A 15,829-nucleotide genomic window follows, 5' to 3' on the forward strand; every position below is an offset into this window, starting at 1 on the left:
GTGCCACCCCGACTCGCTACTCGCGATCTCGCTTACCAAGCCGCGCCCGTGTCGGTTCCGGTCGCCCCAGTGCGGTCCGGTCCGTCCGTGAAGGCTCTGGCCGATGCGGTTTCGGCCCGCGTCGGAGCCACGCGCTTCAACTTGTGGTTCCAGGGACACGCGACGTTCGTCCCGCACAGCGATCGCGTGATTGTTGCCGCCCGGAACCAGCACACACAAGAGTGGCTCGAACACACCTTCGGCGCCGCGGTGCGGTCCGCGGTCGCGGAGGTGTACGGCTCGGACACGGCTCTGCACTGGACCGTGGAAGGTGCCCTCTCTGAAGAAGCGCAGAACGCGGAACCCGAAGCACCAAGCGAAGACAAGAAAAGCGCGAAGCGCGGCACCGAAGGGGCTCGGCGCGAAGACAAGAAAGTCGAAGCTCCGCGCTCCGCACTTCCCCAAGTCGACCTGTTCGGCGACCCTGTTGCCCAACCGAAGCCGAAGGTGAAGCGCCCCGACCCGGAAGCGGAAGCACTCGCCCGGCCGATGGCGTCCCAGCGCACCGGGCGCCGGTGGAAGTCGCTCGCGGACTTCGTGAGCGGGCCGTGCAACCGCGTCGCACACGCCTCCGGGCTCAGCGTGGTCGAGGAACCCGGGCAGGGGGCGAACCCGCTCGTCATCCACGGTCCGGTCGGAACCGGGAAGACGCACCTGCTCGAAGGCATCTTCGCCGGGCTGAAGCGGCAGAGCGACCAACGCCCGTGCTACGTCACCGCGGAAGAGTTCACCACGCGGTTCGTGCAGGCGTCGCGCCTCGGGAAGATGTCCGCGTTCCGGCGCCAGTTCCGCGAATGCACCACGCTGCTCCTCGACGACCTGCACTTCCTCGCGAGCAAGAAGGCCACGCAGGAGGAGTTCCTCCACACGTTCGACGCGCTCGTGGCAGACGGGCGACAGGTTGTGGTCACGACGGACTGCCACCCGCGGCTAGCCGATGAACTGATGCCCGAACTGCTCGACCGGCTCCTCGGTGGTGCGGTGTGGGGACTGCTCCCCCCGGACCCGGAAACGCGCCTCGAAATTCTCCGGAAGAAGTCATGTGGCGCGGGCCCGGCGATTCCGGACGCGGTGCTGAAGACTCTCGCGAACACGCTTCGTGGGAACGTGCGGGAACTCGAAGGTGCGGTGAACAGCTTGCGCCACTACGCGAAGGTGACCGGGCGCCCGGCGGACATGGCAACCGCACGCGAAGCACTCGGCGATCTGCTCCGGCACGCGGTGCGCGTAGTCACGGTCGCCGACGTGGACGCGGCCGTGTGTACGACACTCCGGCTCGCCGCGGGCACGCTCCAGTCGAAGGCCCGCACTTGGGCTGTGAGTCACCCGCGCATGGTCGCAATCTACTTGGCCCGCAAGCACACGGCCGCAACCTACGGCGAAGTCAGCAAGCACTTCGGTGCCAAGACTCACAGCACCGCGGTAGCGGCGGAGAAGAAGGTGCGGGAGTGGGTGGAGAAGAACGCGAGCGTGGCGATTGGTGACCGCGAGTGGCCAGTGAAAGAGCTGATCGACCGCATCGAGCGCGAACTGCAACGGTAAGATACTCGTTCCAACTGCAACAGGAACGACACATGGACATTCGCAACTACAATCGCGCGGCCTGGGACCACCAGGTCGCTACGGGAAACCGGTGGACCGTTCCGGTTGGGCCAGAGGTGATCGCCGCAGCGCGTCGGGGAGAGTGGTCCGTCGTCCTCACTCCGACCAAGCCGGTTCCTCGCGATTGGTTCCCGCCGCTTAAAGGGCTGGATGTTTTGTGTCTGGCTTCTGGTGGCGGACAACAGGGACCGATCCTGGCCGCGGCCGGCGCGAACGTGACTGTGTTTGACAATTCTCCGGCTCAACTCGCACGCGATCAAGAAGTGGCTACCCGTGACGGATTGACACTCACGACCGTCGAAGGCGACATGCGGGATCTGTCCGCGTTCCCGGACGCGACCTTCGGTCTGATCTTCCACGCCTGCTCGAACGGCTTCGTCCCGGACATTCGCCCTGTGTGGCGCGAAGCGGCGCGCGTCTTGCGCTCGGGTGGGGTTCTACTCGCGGGTTTCGTGAATCCGGTCCTGTGTCTATTCGACGACGCGAAGATGCAGACCGGTGAGTTCGTGGTTCGGCACCAGATTCCGTATTCGGACCTCACCAGCATCACGGACGAGGAGCGGCGCCGGTACACGGACAACAACGAGCCGCTCTGCTTCGGACACACGCTCGCGGACCAGATCGGTGGTCAACTTGAGGCCGGGTTCCTGCTCGCCGGGTTCTACGAGGACGGCGGAGAGGGCTGGAAGTTGTCGGAATACATTTCTTGCTTCGCCGCGACTCGCGCGATCCGGGTTTGAGACATTGGCTCTGGTTCGCTCACCTCTTCGGTCACGCTAGTTTCGCGGATTTTGGGAAGCAGCGGTTGCACCATGTACCCGAGCCAGGTGCTCGGAGTTGGGGTGTTGATCCCGAAGCTCTCCGGCTCGTGGTCCGGACAGCGATATGTTCCGAAGATCAGGTCCATGAGCGGGCACACGTTGCCGTAGTTCCCCGCGTCGCGGTCCCGAGCATGGTGCCAGTGGTGCAGCTCCGGCGCACCGAGAAGCGGCCGGAACGGGCCGAGCGGCAGTCGCACGTTCGAGTGAATGTAAATCGCCCATACACCGCGGAACGCGATGAACCCCGCGAGCGCTTCGAGCGGGAACCCGAGCACGAACGCGGGCAAGTTGATGAGCGTTAAGGTGTACACCGTATCGAGCGGGTGCTCGCGGTGGGCGGCGAGCCAGTCGAGATGTTCGGCGCTGTGGTGAACCGAATGGAACCGCCAGAGGAAGCTCACGCGGTGCTGCAACCGGTGCCCCCAATACACGCAGAAGTCACTCAGAAACACCACTTCTAGTATCTGGAGCCACAGTGGTTGTGCTGCAACGGCGCTCCGGAACTCGTGGGGCACGATTTCGGTCAGTGTGCCGCGTGTCTGCGTGAGGCACCAGAAGACGAGGCCGTTCCAGAGCAGGTACTGGCCCAGCAGGAATAGTAGGTCCGTGAACCAGTCGGGGCGGAAGAATCGTTGGCCCTTCTTCGCGGGGAAAGCGAGTTCGAGCGGGCGGAACACGACGACGAGGAACACCAGACTCAGCCCGGTCGCGAGCAGAAGAGAGACGATGTCCATGTGTGCTCCCGCGAATGTGGGTTCACTCGTTCGGTTTCGCCGCTGACGGTGCGTCGTGTGGTGCTGGGGCGACGGCGATCGGTTCGGTCAGTGTTTTCGTGTCGCCGGGCGTCGGCGGTGTGATGTTGCTCCCGACGAACATGAACGTCGATTTGGAGCTGGTCATGTACCCGCCGCCCAAGCCGGCGCGGTAAAGGACGAATGCGGAAATCAACAGAACCGCACTGATGAGCGCTACGGCCTTGCGGAGCCGCTGGGAACGTTCCATGTGCCGACCTCGCGAGGAAGGTGCGTGTCGGCAATCATAGTTCACGCCCGAATTTCGCGCCCGGTCACGGTTTGGGTGCGCTCGGCGGCGCGGATGGTGAAGTTGGCTTGGTGCCTGGTGTCAGTTCGAGTGGAACGACTATTGGAGCAGATTTGGAACCGTACATGACGGCCGGAGGCTTTTCGGGACCGCCTTGTGTGGGTACGAACGGGGTGTTGTTCGGCGCGGCAGGTGTCGACCCGGCGGGGATTTGCGTCGTGAACACGATCGATTTGGAGCCGGACATGTAGGTCGGCACCTCATCGGCCACAACGGGCTTTTCAGGCGCTGTGGTTGCGGTTGGTTCGGGGGTCGGTTCTGGTTTCGAGTTGACCTGGATTAGCCCGGCCCGAACGCCGACGAACCCACCGACAAGAACGATCGCGGGTACAAATGCGGCGACCTTGAGGAAGACCTTCTTCCAACTCATGGCGTGACCCTCCAAAGTTCGCTTCCGATGCCGATTGTACGCGGCCGGTTCGCCTCCCGTTCGGGTCGTGATTCGACATGTTACGGCTTGTTACGCTCGATCGCGCGTTTCGCTTCCTGAGTGCGGAATGCCCCCGCGTGACCGGCGGCCAGTTCCTTCAGAAGGGCACGCGAAGTGTCGGTACCGAGTGCCGCGAGCAACTCGACCGCACGGCAATCGGTGATCCGGCTCTCGTCGGTCTCGCGATCACTTCTTGCGGCCGGTTTGAGGCGCATTCTCACGATCTTGACCGCCGCTTCTGGTTCGCGGGCGAGGCGCGACATTGCGAGGTACGCGGTGTCCGCTTTGCCACTCGCAAGCGTGTCCCATAACTTCGCTGCGCTCGTTTCTTTCTTGAGCGCGTCCGGCAACGGCACGGACTGGAGCCGCACGTCCCACACGAGAATGGTGTGGTCCCAGCCCGCGGTGAGGAGCTTCGTTCCGTCCGGGGTGAACCCGAGTACGTATTGGCTCCCGCGGTGGCCGCGGAGTTCGCGCCGGACTTGCCCGGTTACCACCTCGCAGATTTGAACTTCGCCCGAATCGTTTTGCAGTACCTGCCGTCCGTCCGATGATTTGGTTCGCAGCGCTGTTGGCGAAGCAAACACGAATTGTTGGCTCTCAGCTGCTGAAAGCGGAAGCTCCTTGCCGGTCTTGGTGTTCCACCATTTGGGCGAGTTTTGGTCCAAGGATATTGCCGCACCGTCCGAGGAGAACCCAGGAGCGTGTGCCGAGTGCATTTCGTCCCACTCGGACCGCCTCTTGCCCCCCGGCCAGTCCCACAATTCGACCGCCCCCGTGTCGCGCGCCCACGTTAGTACCGCCTTGCCGTCGGGAGAAAACACGGCGCGGCGCGGTTTCAACTTGGCCATGTCGCCGGGGAGCGGCACTTCCAACCCGGTGAGCAGGTCGCGGGCGATCAAGCGATCATTCGTACTGAAAACGATCGCGGTACCGTCCGGGGTGAACGTCGGGCAGTTCGAGAATTCATCGCCCGAACGCCGGCGCCCCGGCACCCCGGTGAACGCGCGGAGTTCTTTCCCCGTCGCCACGTCCCACAATCGGACGGTTTCGTCCGTCGCCGACGTTAAAAGGCGCTTGCCGTCGGGCGACAGTTCCGCGTGCTCGATCGGTGCCCGGTGCCCCGGCGCGTCGTGGATCGCGCGCAGGCTCTTCGCGTCCCACAGTCGCACCAAGCCGTACAGGTCGGCGGTCGCAATGCGCGCACCGTCGGCCGATACCGCGACCGCAACGACCGGGTGCGCGTGCCCTTCGAGCCGGCCCAACTCCTTTCCAACAAAAGCATCAACGACGAGTGTTTCGCGGTCGATCGCGACCACCAGTGTCTCGCCCGAAGAAGAAAAAGCGTATGCACCGGTGTCGCACGAGCCGACTTTTTCGGCTCCCGTTTCTGTTGGCGCGTAGGGCCGTCGGATCAGTTCGCGCTTTTTAAATCGTGAGCCGGTATCGGCTCGATCGAACCCCCATTGATGTTCTCCCGCGGCGTGAAGCACGAGCGCACGGCCATCGGGTACGAGCATCAACCGGTGAAGGATTTCCCCCGAGTCTCGCTTGGGAGCTCGTGGGGCCGGTCCCGCGGTACTCGACACCCGAACGGGCCGCGCCGGTTTCGCCGTGGCCACATCCCACGCAGTCGCAGTGAACTCCGTGCCCCCCGTGCCACCGGGTTCGGCGAGCGTGCGGAACGTTATCAACGTCTTGCCGTCGGCCGATATTCGCACCGCGTTCGCGCCTTCCGCACCGAGATCAATGACGCTAACCCGCGTGAGTTTCGCGGTACTGTCTGCCGGCTTCAACTCGAACACGTGGGCCGCGTGCTTACCGTCCGCTGACTGCCATTGTGCTGCGAGCCGTGCTCCATCAGCACTGAACTGGAAATTGGTGTACGCCGGGTAAATTTCGGACCGAGCATCGTGAATCTGCGCGCTAATTCGCTCGATGAATACCCCCGAAGGCACCAACGGCGGCCCGGCTTTGGGATCGGTAATGTCCCACACGCAGAAATCGTCTGGAAACCCTTTTGCGATTTTGCCCTTCGGCCCCGGTTCGGCACGGCAAGCGACGGCGAATGCGCCGCTTGTTCCCCACACCAGCCCCCGAAACAATTTGGCGTTTACAATGTGCTCGTGAACCGGTCGGCCCGTGTCTGCGTTCCACACCGCTACGGTGACTAATCCTCGACCGGTATCGTGTGCTGTTGCGAACTGCTTTCCATCGGGTGAAAGGGCGAGGTGTGTCACCGCGCTCCCCGCGCGAAACCGGTCGTCGCCCAGGCGCGCGACGGCACCCGGCGGCAGGTCGGCCGCGGGCGCGATTTGTGCGAAAAACAGCAGAGCTAGCGACAGCGCGGCACGCGACATCGGGAACCCTCCCGCCGCATGGTAGCCGAACGGTGCGGTTCGCCGCGAGACGAACCTGTTGTCAGTGGAACGCGGTGCGGGTATCGTCTGTTGGTGAAGTCGGACGGGCGCCCTCCGCACACGAACCGCAATCGCGTTTTTGGGTGCACGAGGATCGGTTTAGCTCGCTGTTTTACAGCAGGCTGATGTTGCGTCAGCCGAGCGTACTGCTTCGCATTCGCCTCGGGGAAGGCTGTTCCAGCACCGCTTTCGGCCAGAAGTGGAATACTTCTCCGGCGGACTGGGGCAACCCCGCGGGTCGTGGTTCCGCCGAAGAAGTATTCCACTTCTGGCCGGCGGTGCCGTGAGCCTTCCGCGCCCCGGGTCGGGAAGTAAACCAGCGCCCGTCCGACTTCACTCGTTCCGCGGTAAGAGCAAGCGGCTCACCTCGGGTTGTTCCTCTCACGTCACCTTGCATTGTGTCGCGTTCCGCGCCCCTTGCGGCGCGCGCGGTGTGTCGGTATCCCAACCCCGCCCATCACGCATCACAACGGAGGCGCGCGTGCGCACGCTCATTACCGGCGGAGCCGGATTCATCGGGTCTCACCTGTGTGAACGGTTCCTGGCCGAGGGGCACGAAGTCATTGCCGTGGACAATATGATCACCGGCGACCTCGCGAACCTCGACCCGTTCCGCACGAACCCGCGGTTCCGGTTCATCGGGCACGACATCTCCGCGCCGCTGAAAGTGAAGCAGAAACTCGACAACGTCCTGCACTTCGCCAGCCCCGCCAGCCCGGTCGATTACCTCGAACACCCGATCCCGACGCTGAAGGTCGGCTCGCTGGGGACGCACAACACGCTCGGTCTCGCGAAGACGCACGGCGCGCGCTACCTGCTCGCCAGCACCAGCGAGGTGTACGGTGATCCGCTCGAACACCCGCAGCGGGAGAGCTACTGGGGCAACGTGAACCCGATCGGCGTGCGCGGGTGCTACGACGAAGCGAAGCGGTTCGCCGAGTCGATCACAATGGCCTACCACCGCGCCCACGGCGTGAACACGCACATCATTCGCATCTTCAACACTTACGGCGAGCGCATGCGCCTCAACGACGGTCGCGTGCTGCCGAACTTCATGTATCAGGCGCTGCGCGGCGAGCCGATCACCGTATACGGTGAAGGGAACCAGACGCGGAGCTTCCAGTACGTGTCTGACTTGGTCGAGGGGATCTGGCGGCTGTTGTTCACGGATTTCCACGAACCGGTCAACCTCGGCAACCCGGCCGAAATCACCATTCTGGAGTTTGCGGAAGAGATTCGGAAGCTCGCGGGCAGCAAGAGCGAAATCGTGTTCAAACCACTGCCGCAGGACGACCCAAAGGTACGTCAGCCGGACATTACCCGCGCACGGCAACTTCTAGGTTGGGAACCGAAGGTCGGCCGCGATGAAGGGCTGAAACGGACAATGGACTTCTTCCGCAACAAGATGGGGAAGTGAGCCTTCTCACCGGAGCCGCAGAAACTTATTCATGCGGCGCTCCAGGCGATCCCAAACCGCCCCGGAGGGCGTGCTCACGGCCGGGAGCCGTTCGGGAAAGTGCGTGAGTTTGCCGTCCGGATTCACTTGGGCGAAGCCGAAGAGGGCTTCCGCCCACGGCCCGTTGTCGTCCCACGGCGCGCCCACCAATCCGCACACCAGATAGGCCGCCGTGCGATGAAGCACGGCGCCCTGGATCTCCACCACGATGCCCACCGGCACCGGGCGCAGGCACTCCATATTCAGCACGCGGCGCAGCACGAGGTTCGCTTCCGGGCCGATGTGCTTCCACGCGGTCGCGTAGCCAGCTTCCAATACGAGCCGGAGCATCGCACCCGCGTACAGCGTCCCGTGGTGGTTCGCGTCGGCCGGGAGAACGAGTTTGTGACTGTGTGTGATGGCCATGACGGGCAATCGGTTGACCGGCTCCGCTCCGCTGGAATCGCTCGCGCGGGAACCGGCTTCGCCAAAGCGCCGCGGATCGCGGGGCGCACCGGCGGCGAGCACAGATCCATTGGCCAATCGTACTGTTTCCGGGCGAATGGGCACGCCGTCGTGAACGACCGGTTCAGTTTCCACTATTGCCCCTCGCACTCGCCAACGGAACGCGAAACGGCTATCGACCCTCGCCGAAAGCTGTTTCGGCTGTTCTTCGCCGCGCGCTCACCCAGAGTTTCAACGCGGCACCAGCACCCCGCACCGGTTCATAGCGAGAACCGCGAAGTCGGCGCGCCCGTTCCGCACAGTACCTCTTATCGCGTCCTCATTACCGGCGCGCTCGCGACGAAACAAGTTCAGAGTTCCGGGGTTCCAACGATGACCGGACGGTGAGACGCTCGCAGGGCCGTTTTGAGACTCGGGAACTCCGAACTCGGGAACCGGGAACTTGGCGTACCGTCGGTGGACGAACCCGCGCCCGTTCCGCACCATGACCGGTACGCGAGTTGTGTTCTCCCTGTAAAAATGAGATCCGCCATGCAACGAACCCTGATCCTCTTGAAGCCGGACGCGGTGCAGCGCCGGTTGGTCGGCGACATCACCACCCGATTCGAGCGCAAGGGCTTGCGGCTCGCGGGGTTAAAGCTGGTGCAAGTGTCGCGTGAACTGGCCGAAAAGCACTACGCCGTTCACAAGGGCAAGCCGTTCTACGAGAGCCTGCTCACGTTCCTCACGAGTGGGCCGACGGTCGCGCTGGTGTGGGAGGGGCGCGAAGCGGTCGCGGTGTGCCGCAACCTGATGGGCGTGACCGACGGTGCGAAGTCGGCCCCCGGCACGATCCGCGGGGATTTCGCGCTGAGCGTGCAGAACAACCTCGTTCACGGCAGTGACAGCACCGAAAACGCCGCGATCGAAATCGCGCTGTGGTTCACCCCGGAAGAACTGGTCGCGTTCACCTCGACGGACGCGAACTGGGTCGCGTAATGAGCGATCCGCGCCAGTTAGCACAAACCGACCTTCCGTTGCCTTCCGTGCGCGCCCGCGACCGGAAGGTTTTGCTTTTGGTGCCTGTTCTCGGCCGAAAAATAGTGAAGCGAGGAAAGATGTGACACCACCGAGGACGGAATCATGAGACGTGCGCTGATCGCAACATTGGTGATGCTGGTGTTCGTGGGCACCGCTAACGCGGGCGGATGGTCCCCGCTGAAGGGGAGTACCCGTGGAACCACCGCCCGAACTGGATTTGTCGATCCTCGCAGCGGGGGCGTTGTTTCGGCCAATGCGACGCTCCAACCGGTCATCGGTTCTGTTCAACGCACGGGGCACTTCACCAACCCGTTCACGCACAAGTCGAAATACACGGGCACGGTCTACAATCCGCTCTCGGGTCAGTTCAGCAAACAGGCTTTCCGCCGATAAGCGATTCGCACCAAATTCGTCAAACGAGGGTGGCTTCTAGCTCCACGAGCCGGATCCGCCCTCGTGGTACAATGAGAGTGACGCTTTCGGAAGGAGGGCCACGCATGAGCACAATTCGCGGAACGATCCGCGGCGGGCAGGTCGTTTTGGAGACTCCGACCGATTTACCTGATGGAACGCAGGTCGTTGTTGAGCTGATTAGGCCGCCTCTGGCCTCGCTTCTCCCCGATGACGACGATAATAGCCACGAAGCAGTCGAAAAGCGCCTCTTGCTGATGGACCAGTTTCAACCCTGGATGACGCCGGAAGAATTTGCCGCGTGGGAGAAGATGCGAGCGGAAGATAAGGCGTTTCAACTCAACCAGTGGGAAAAGTGGAACCGAGAGGCGGCGGAACCGTGGGAGTGAAACGTTACCTCCTCGACACCGGTATCGCCGGGGCATACATCGCGCGCCGCGATCCCGTTTTCGCTCGCGCCCGAGATGAGGTGCGAAAGGGGAACGTCATCGGTATCTGCGTCCCGGTTCTCGGAGAACTTCACTACGGTGCCGAACACAGTGCGTCACGGGAACGAGCGCTTCGCGAACTTCGCGCCGCGTTAACGTCGCTGAAGATCTGGCCGTATGCGAACGATGCCGCGGAAGAATACGGGCGCTTGGCTGCCGAACTGCGACGCATCGGTCGCCCGATGCAGCAGATTGACATCCAGATTGCCGCAATCGCGGTCGTGCTTGGCAGATGTACTGTCGTCACCACGGATTCCGATCTCTCCGCGGTGCCGGGGCTACACACGGAAAATTGGACGATCGCCAGTTCGCCTCCGGCCTGAACCGGCTCCCAAGCTTGCTCTCGCTCACCTTTCACGGCACAATCCCGGGTGTTGAAACACACACCAACAGAGGTTCACGCCCGTGGCCAAAACCACTACCGCTTCGCCCGCCGCGCCCGCGGACCGGGCGGCCGAACTCCGCAAGCAACTCGATCACCACAACTACCTGTACTACGTCGAAGCCGCGCCGGTCATTTCGGACCGCGAGTTCGACAAGTTGCTCCAAGAACTCGCCAACATCGAGAAGGCCCACCCGGAACTCGTCACCCCGGACAGCCCGACGCAGCGCGTCGGCGGGGCGCCGATCCCCGGGTTCAAGCAAGTCACGCACAAGGTGCCGATGCTGTCTATCGAGAACAGTTACGACGAAGGCGACTTGCGGAAGTTCGACGCGGACGTGAAGAAAGCACTCGGGGCCAGTGCGGTTGTGGAATACGTCGTGGAACTGAAGATCGACGGCGTGTCGATGTCGATCACTTACGAGAACGGCAAGCTCGCGTTCGCGGCCACGCGCGGGAGCGGGAGCGTGGGCGACGACGTGACGCACAACGTCAAAACGATCGCCGCTATTCCGCTGAAGCTCAACACCAACAACCCGCCGGCGATCTTCGAGGCGCGCGGTGAAGTGTACATGACCCGCAGCGAACTGGCCCGGATCAACGCGGAACAAACCAAGAACAAGCAGGAGCCGTACAAGAACGCTCGTAACCTCAGCGCGGGGACGCTCAAGCTGCTCGATCCCCGCGAGTGTGCCAAGCGGAAGCTCAGCATGTTCGCCTACGGGTCTGGCGCGATCGACGGGCTGGTCATCAAGAAGCAGTCGGAGATGCTCGCGAAGCTCAAGGAGTTCGGGTTCCCCGTAAACCCGCACGAGCGATTGTGCGCGAGCATTGATGAGGTGATCGCGTACTGCAAGGAGTGGGACACGAAGCGGAAGGAGCTGCCCTACGACACCGACGGCATCGTGGTGAAGGTGAACGACTGGGCGCAGCGCGAGCGCATCGGGTACACGGCGAAAGTGCCGAAGTGGGCGCGAGCGTTCAAGTTCGAGGCCGAACAGGGGACGACGAAGCTCGGCGCGGTCGTGTTCCACATCGGCAAGTTCGGCGAACTGACGCCGGTTGCCACGTTCGACCCGCCGGTGCAACTGGCCGGCACCACGGTCACGCACGCGAGCATGCACAACGCCTCGTGGGTCGCGGAGATGGACGTCCGGATCGGCGACACGGTGGTGGTCGAGAAGAAGGGCGAGATCATCCCGCAAGTTGTGGACGTCATCAAAGCGGACCGCAAGGGTACAGAAACGATCATTACGTGGCCGGAGAACTGCCCGGAGTGCGGCGGGCCGGTCGTCAAACAGGAGTCGGCGAGCAGTTACAACTTCATTTGCAGCAACCCCGAGTCGTGTTCCGGGGGCATGTGGAAGCGCCTGGAAGGGTACGCGCGCAAGACGCGCATGGAGATCGACGGACTCGGGCGCGAGGTCGCGATTCAGCTCGTCGAGTCCGGTCTCGTGAAGTCGGTCGCGGACCTCTACCGGCTGACCAAGAAGCAACTCCTCGCTCTGGAGAAATTCGCGGACACGAAGGCGCAGAAGCTACTCGACGGGATCGCTGCGAGTAAGGACCGCGGGCTGGCCCGGTTGCTCCCTGCACTGGCGATCTACAGCGTTGGTGAGAAGATGGCCGACGACCTCGTCGAAGAGTTCCCGGACATCGATCTCATTATCGCCGCAAAGCCCGAGGATCTGGCGCGTGTAAAGGGGTGGGGACCGGAACGAGCGAAGTATCTGCGTGCGTATTTCGACGGCGAGAATGGTCGGAAGCTCATCGCGGAGCTAAAAGAACTCGGCATCAAGATGACGCACGACAAGAAGGCCGCGCCGGTCGGCGGGCTTCCCCTCGCGGGCAAGACGATCGTGGTGACGGGAACGCTCGTGAATTACGATCGCGTCGGTATCGAGACCGCGATCAAGGACGCGGGCGGGAAGGCGAGCGGGAGTGTGTCGAAGAAGACGGACTTCCTGTTGGTCGGCGACAAGCCCGGTAGCAAACACGACAAAGCGAAGGAACTCGGTGTGAAGATCATTAATGAGGACGAGTTCCGCCAGATCGTCGGCGCGGGCTAATGCGAAACACCGAGCCGCGGGTGCGAATGTTTGCGCCCGCGGCTCAGTATTTGGTGACTTCCTGCGTGCTCGTACTGATGTTACGCTCGCGCGCGGTCGGGTTCGGTCACCCGTTGCCAAGAGCGTTTCGTTAAACCGATGAGCCACCAGCCACTCACCATGCCGAGAACGTACACGCCCCCCACGAGTAGTGGCAGCGGCACGTCCCAGTTCCACGACCAGGCGTTCACGCGGGTAACGCTGGAGTTTTCGTAAGTCAGAAGCGCCAGAACTGCGACCAGCGCAATCAGGAACAAACCACTAATAAACCGCATTGTTTTCTCCCGAAAGGGATGAAACATTTTCGCCAATTCGACGCTTGTTGTTATGCGAACGGAGTGCCGATTCCTAAATATGGCATCTCATTCGCATGTTTCGTCTTCATCCAGTTAACGCTGCGGAGTCATTCATGTCGAACAGTCCCGACGACGCGACTGATTTGACGATTAACCTGTTCCACGCGGTGACGCAGACGCAACCGCCGTCGATCGACCCCGCGTTACTGCGGCGGGCGATGCGCTACGGGGAACGGGCCAAGTCGCAGTACCAGGATCAAGACTTTTCGGACGTAGAAGCGGATCTCCGAGCCGGGTGGTTTTTGCGGGGCGAAACGGCGGAATGGGATTGGGTCCGGGCCGCCGTCCGCGTCGGGTTCGAGCAGGGGCCGGAAGAAGTGTGAACGTCAGTGCTTGGCGGTACGCACCTGATTTCACGATCGGCGACGTAGACTACGTCGCCGATCGTCTTTTCCTGCCGAAGTACAAAACGTCAATCCGTGGAACGACACACCGAAGGGTATAATGTTGCGGAACCGATTTCCGGGAGCCGTGTCATGTCGCAATCGCTTTCGCGCTGGCAGGCGGTGACGTTGGGTTTGGTCGTCGTCGCCGCGCTCGTTTTGGGCGGTTACGGCATCGCGCGCATTGCTGACAAACAAGGGCTGTGGGCCGATACCGTCGAGGTCACCGCGGGTTTCCCCGAGGCCCACGACGTTACTCCCGGCACCCCCGTTCGCATTCGCGGCGTGGACGCGGGGCAAGTCGTCGCGGTCGAGTACCCCGATCACGACGGCCCCAGAGCGGAAGTTACGGTCCGGATGCGTCTCCAATCCAAATTCGCCAACCGTTTGTACTCCGACGCTTCGGCCCAGATCCACGGAACCGGGATGTTGGGCTCGAAGGTGATTAGCATTCAGCCCGGCGACCCGAACAAAGGCGCGCTCGCCGATGGCCGGCTCCGGGGCGTGAAGCCGTTTGCCTTTGAGGACGCTGTTGCCGAAGTGCGAGACCTCGCGAAAGAAGCGAAAGGAACCGCGACCGAGGTGAAATCACTCGCGTCGGAAGCACGCGAAACTGTCGCTACCGCAAAGGACTTCATTAAGGACATTGAGGGTAGCAACGGAACGTTCGCGAAACTCGTCCGTGACGACGACTTGTATGAAGACGCGCGGGGAACGCTCGGTGACTTGCGCAAGTTGGTCGGCCGGACGGATAAAGCTGTGGGGACGATGGAGAACGAGGTGGGGAACTTGCGCGGGTTCGTGGCCGACGGGCGCGACACGCTGAAGTCCGTGAAGCAGGGCAGTGACGCCCTGAGTCGGCTCCCGATCGTGCGCAACTACGTCGAGGATTCGGTGGCACTACTCGTCCGCCCGACGATGTCCCGCACGCAGATGGGGTATCAGTCCAAAGACCTCTTCGAGCCGGGTACCGCCACTCTAACCGGCGAGGGGCGCCGGCACCTGGACGGAGCGGCAAACGCACTCAAAGGTAACAAGGCCAGTGGGTCTGAAGTCGTCGTAGTCGGGTTCCACAATCCGAAAGACCAAGCGACCGCACCCGCTGTAGCGCAGGAGCTAACCAAGAAGCAGGCAGAGGTCGTGGCAGAGTATCTGAAAGCGGCCGGCGCGCACAAATTGGGCACGTTTTCTCGGCGCAAGATCATCCCGCTGGGAATGGGAATGAACCTCGCGCCCACCGACCCGGATCCGAACGCACCCTCGAACGTACAGATATTGGTGTTCACGCCGCGATAAAAAGAAAAGCGGGAGCCCGAATCTCGGGTATCCAGCGGAGCGAATGCGATGACGGCGCGCCGATCGGGGCGAGCCAGTTCCGTGCGCGTATGATGTCCTTGTCGTGAGATCCATTCGTTCCCTGGACTGGCCGTGATTGCACCCCCGGAACTGCCGACGCTCAGCCCCGCGGACAAGGGCCGCGTCACGCTGCTCTACCACTTCGCGCGGCTCCAGATGCCCGCGGTCAAGCTCGCCGAACCGGTGTTCTTGGCGCACCTCCAGCGCACGTTCCACATCTTCCTTCCCAAGAACCAAGTGCCGGTTTCGTGGGCGGGATACTTGGAGGGGCTGTACGCGGTCGACTGGCTCGTGTGCGTCGGGTGCCTAGAGGGGCAGAGCGCCGCGTGGGAGGCGCTGTTCAACGCCCGCACCGGGCGCAGCGATTGTCTGCTCGTGGACGCGCTCCGCGCCCGGGCGGTGCGGCTCTACCCGCGCAACGAAGAACGCCAGGACACGGCCGTGACCGAGTTCTGGAGCAACCTGATTGCCCCCGAGAGCGAGGGGACGTTGCCGGTGCTGGCGCGCTACGACGGCCAGCGCCCGCTGGCCCCGTGGTTGATCCGCGTGTTCCAAAACTGGCACCTCTCGAAGTTGCGCCAGACCACCGGGGTCACCGCTCTGCCGGACGACGAAATCGCGCTCCCGATGGAGACACCGAAATCGAACGGCTCGGACCGGTGGCACGAGACGTTTGTCTCCGCCGCGCGCGAGTGGCTCGGCTCCATCGACGACGACGAGCGCCTGCTGCTCGGGCTCCGCTGGCGGTACCGGCTGAGCCAGCGCGAGGCCGCGAAGCTGTTCAACCTGAACGAAGGGACGCTCACCCGGCGCACGGACAAGCTTCGCGACCGCGCGCTCGAGTTCGTTGGCGGAAAATTGATTGCCGAGGGCTGGGCCGGGGACGAACTGGAAGACTTCGTGCTGACCGAACTCGGCGCGCTCCTCACGGACGACCCGCGCCTGAGCGCCGATCAACTCGGCCGTCTGCTCGCTACAAAGGGCAAGACACTCCCCATCGAATGAAATTGAG

17 protein-coding genes are annotated in these 15,829 nt (G+C 62.9%); 11 read left to right on the plus strand and 6 right to left on the minus strand.

The window, feature by feature from the left end; genetic code table 11:
- On the plus strand, nt 1-1,581 hold the full coding sequence (locus VT84_RS00005) for a DnaA ATPase domain-containing protein (protein ID WP_239465617.1): 1,581 nt from the start codon (nt 1-3) through the stop codon (nt 1,579-1,581).
- Nucleotides 1,582-1,613: 32 nt separating this feature from the next.
- Complete coding sequence (locus VT84_RS00010) at nt 1,614-2,381, plus strand: class I SAM-dependent methyltransferase (RefSeq protein ID WP_082838058.1); 768 nt, start codon at nt 1,614-1,616, stop codon at nt 2,379-2,381.
- On the opposite strand, the gene VT84_RS00015 is transcribed toward VT84_RS00010, so the two are convergent.
- The 4 genes from VT84_RS00015 to VT84_RS00030 form a co-directional block, all read right to left on the minus strand.
- A complete protein-coding gene (locus tag VT84_RS00015; RefSeq protein WP_082838059.1) occupies nt 2,303-3,196 on the minus strand; it encodes a sterol desaturase family protein in 894 nt (297 codons plus the stop codon). The two genes, VT84_RS00010 and VT84_RS00015, sit on opposite strands and share 79 nt — an antisense overlap.
- Before the next feature lie 22 nt (nt 3,197-3,218).
- On the minus strand, nt 3,219-3,464 hold the full coding sequence (locus VT84_RS00020) for a hypothetical protein (protein ID WP_082838060.1): 246 nt from the start codon (nt 3,462-3,464) through the stop codon (nt 3,219-3,221).
- A 64-nt stretch (nt 3,465-3,528) separates the two neighbouring features.
- On the minus strand, nt 3,529-3,933 hold the full coding sequence (locus tag VT84_RS00025; RefSeq protein WP_082838061.1) for a hypothetical protein: 405 nt from the start codon (nt 3,931-3,933) through the stop codon (nt 3,529-3,531).
- A gap of 80 nt (nt 3,934-4,013) precedes the next feature.
- A complete protein-coding gene (locus VT84_RS00030) occupies nt 4,014-6,353 on the minus strand; it encodes a WD40 repeat domain-containing protein (protein ID WP_082838062.1) in 2,340 nt (779 codons plus the stop codon).
- Between the two features lie 541 nt (nt 6,354-6,894).
- Here VT84_RS00030 and VT84_RS00035 point away from each other — a divergent pair.
- Nucleotides 6,895-7,830 carry a UDP-glucuronic acid decarboxylase family protein gene (locus VT84_RS00035; RefSeq protein ID WP_052549352.1) on the plus strand — a complete coding sequence of 312 codons (936 nt, stop codon included), beginning with the start codon at nt 6,895-6,897 and terminating at the stop codon, nt 7,828-7,830.
- A 6-nt stretch (nt 7,831-7,836) separates the two neighbouring features.
- On the opposite strand, the gene VT84_RS00040 is transcribed toward VT84_RS00035, so the two are convergent.
- Entirely contained in the window at nt 7,837-8,274 is a 438-nt protein-coding gene (locus VT84_RS00040) for an acyl-CoA thioesterase (RefSeq protein ID WP_157469015.1), read from the minus strand.
- A gap of 570 nt (nt 8,275-8,844) precedes the next feature.
- On the opposite strand from VT84_RS00040, the gene ndk reads away from it, so the two are divergent.
- The 5 genes from ndk (at nt 8,845) to ligA (ending at nt 12,683) form a co-directional block, all read left to right on the plus strand.
- Nucleotides 8,845-9,291, plus strand: coding sequence for a nucleoside-diphosphate kinase (gene ndk / locus VT84_RS00045; RefSeq protein ID WP_052549346.1), 447 nt, complete (start codon nt 8,845-8,847; stop codon nt 9,289-9,291).
- A gap of 144 nt (nt 9,292-9,435) precedes the next feature.
- Nucleotides 9,436-9,726 carry a hypothetical protein gene (locus VT84_RS00050; RefSeq protein ID WP_157469018.1) on the plus strand — a complete coding sequence of 97 codons (291 nt, stop codon included), beginning with the start codon at nt 9,436-9,438 and terminating at the stop codon, nt 9,724-9,726.
- Between the two features lie 104 nt (nt 9,727-9,830).
- Complete coding sequence (locus tag VT84_RS00055; protein WP_082838063.1) at nt 9,831-10,133, plus strand: hypothetical protein; 303 nt, start codon at nt 9,831-9,833, stop codon at nt 10,131-10,133.
- Nucleotides 10,130-10,555: a type II toxin-antitoxin system VapC family toxin gene (locus VT84_RS00060; RefSeq protein WP_239465621.1), complete on the plus strand. Its 426-nt coding sequence runs from the start codon at nt 10,130-10,132 to the stop codon at nt 10,553-10,555. The genes VT84_RS00055 and VT84_RS00060 overlap by 4 nt, the downstream gene beginning before the upstream one ends.
- Before the next feature lie 82 nt (nt 10,556-10,637).
- Nucleotides 10,638-12,683, plus strand: a complete 2,046-nt coding sequence (gene ligA / locus VT84_RS00065; RefSeq protein WP_052549338.1) for an NAD-dependent DNA ligase LigA — start codon at nt 10,638-10,640, stop codon at nt 12,681-12,683.
- A gap of 80 nt (nt 12,684-12,763) precedes the next feature.
- Here ligA and VT84_RS00070 read toward each other — a convergent pair whose 3' ends face one another.
- Entirely contained in the window at nt 12,764-12,997 is a 234-nt protein-coding gene (locus VT84_RS00070; RefSeq protein ID WP_052549336.1) for a hypothetical protein, read from the minus strand.
- A 134-nt stretch (nt 12,998-13,131) separates the two neighbouring features.
- Here VT84_RS00070 and VT84_RS00075 point away from each other — a divergent pair, with 134 nt between their 5' ends.
- The 3 genes from VT84_RS00075 (at nt 13,132) to VT84_RS00085 (ending at nt 15,822) form a co-directional block, all read left to right on the plus strand.
- Nucleotides 13,132-13,401 (plus strand): hypothetical protein, encoded by a 270-nt coding sequence (locus VT84_RS00075; RefSeq protein ID WP_052549334.1) that lies wholly within the window; start codon nt 13,132-13,134, stop codon nt 13,399-13,401.
- Nucleotides 13,402-13,554: 153 nt separating this feature from the next.
- Nucleotides 13,555-14,757: an MlaD family protein gene (locus VT84_RS00080; RefSeq protein WP_082838065.1), complete on the plus strand. Its 1,203-nt coding sequence runs from the start codon at nt 13,555-13,557 to the stop codon at nt 14,755-14,757.
- Nucleotides 14,758-14,889: 132 nt separating this feature from the next.
- Nucleotides 14,890-15,822 (plus strand): RNA polymerase sigma factor, encoded by a 933-nt coding sequence (locus VT84_RS00085; protein ID WP_232069932.1) that lies wholly within the window; start codon nt 14,890-14,892, stop codon nt 15,820-15,822.
- Nucleotides 15,823-15,829: the final 7 nt, after the last annotated feature.

The organism is Gemmata sp. SH-PL17 (assembly GCF_001610855.1).
Classification (GTDB): Bacteria; Planctomycetota; Planctomycetia; order Gemmatales; family Gemmataceae; genus Gemmata; species Gemmata massiliana.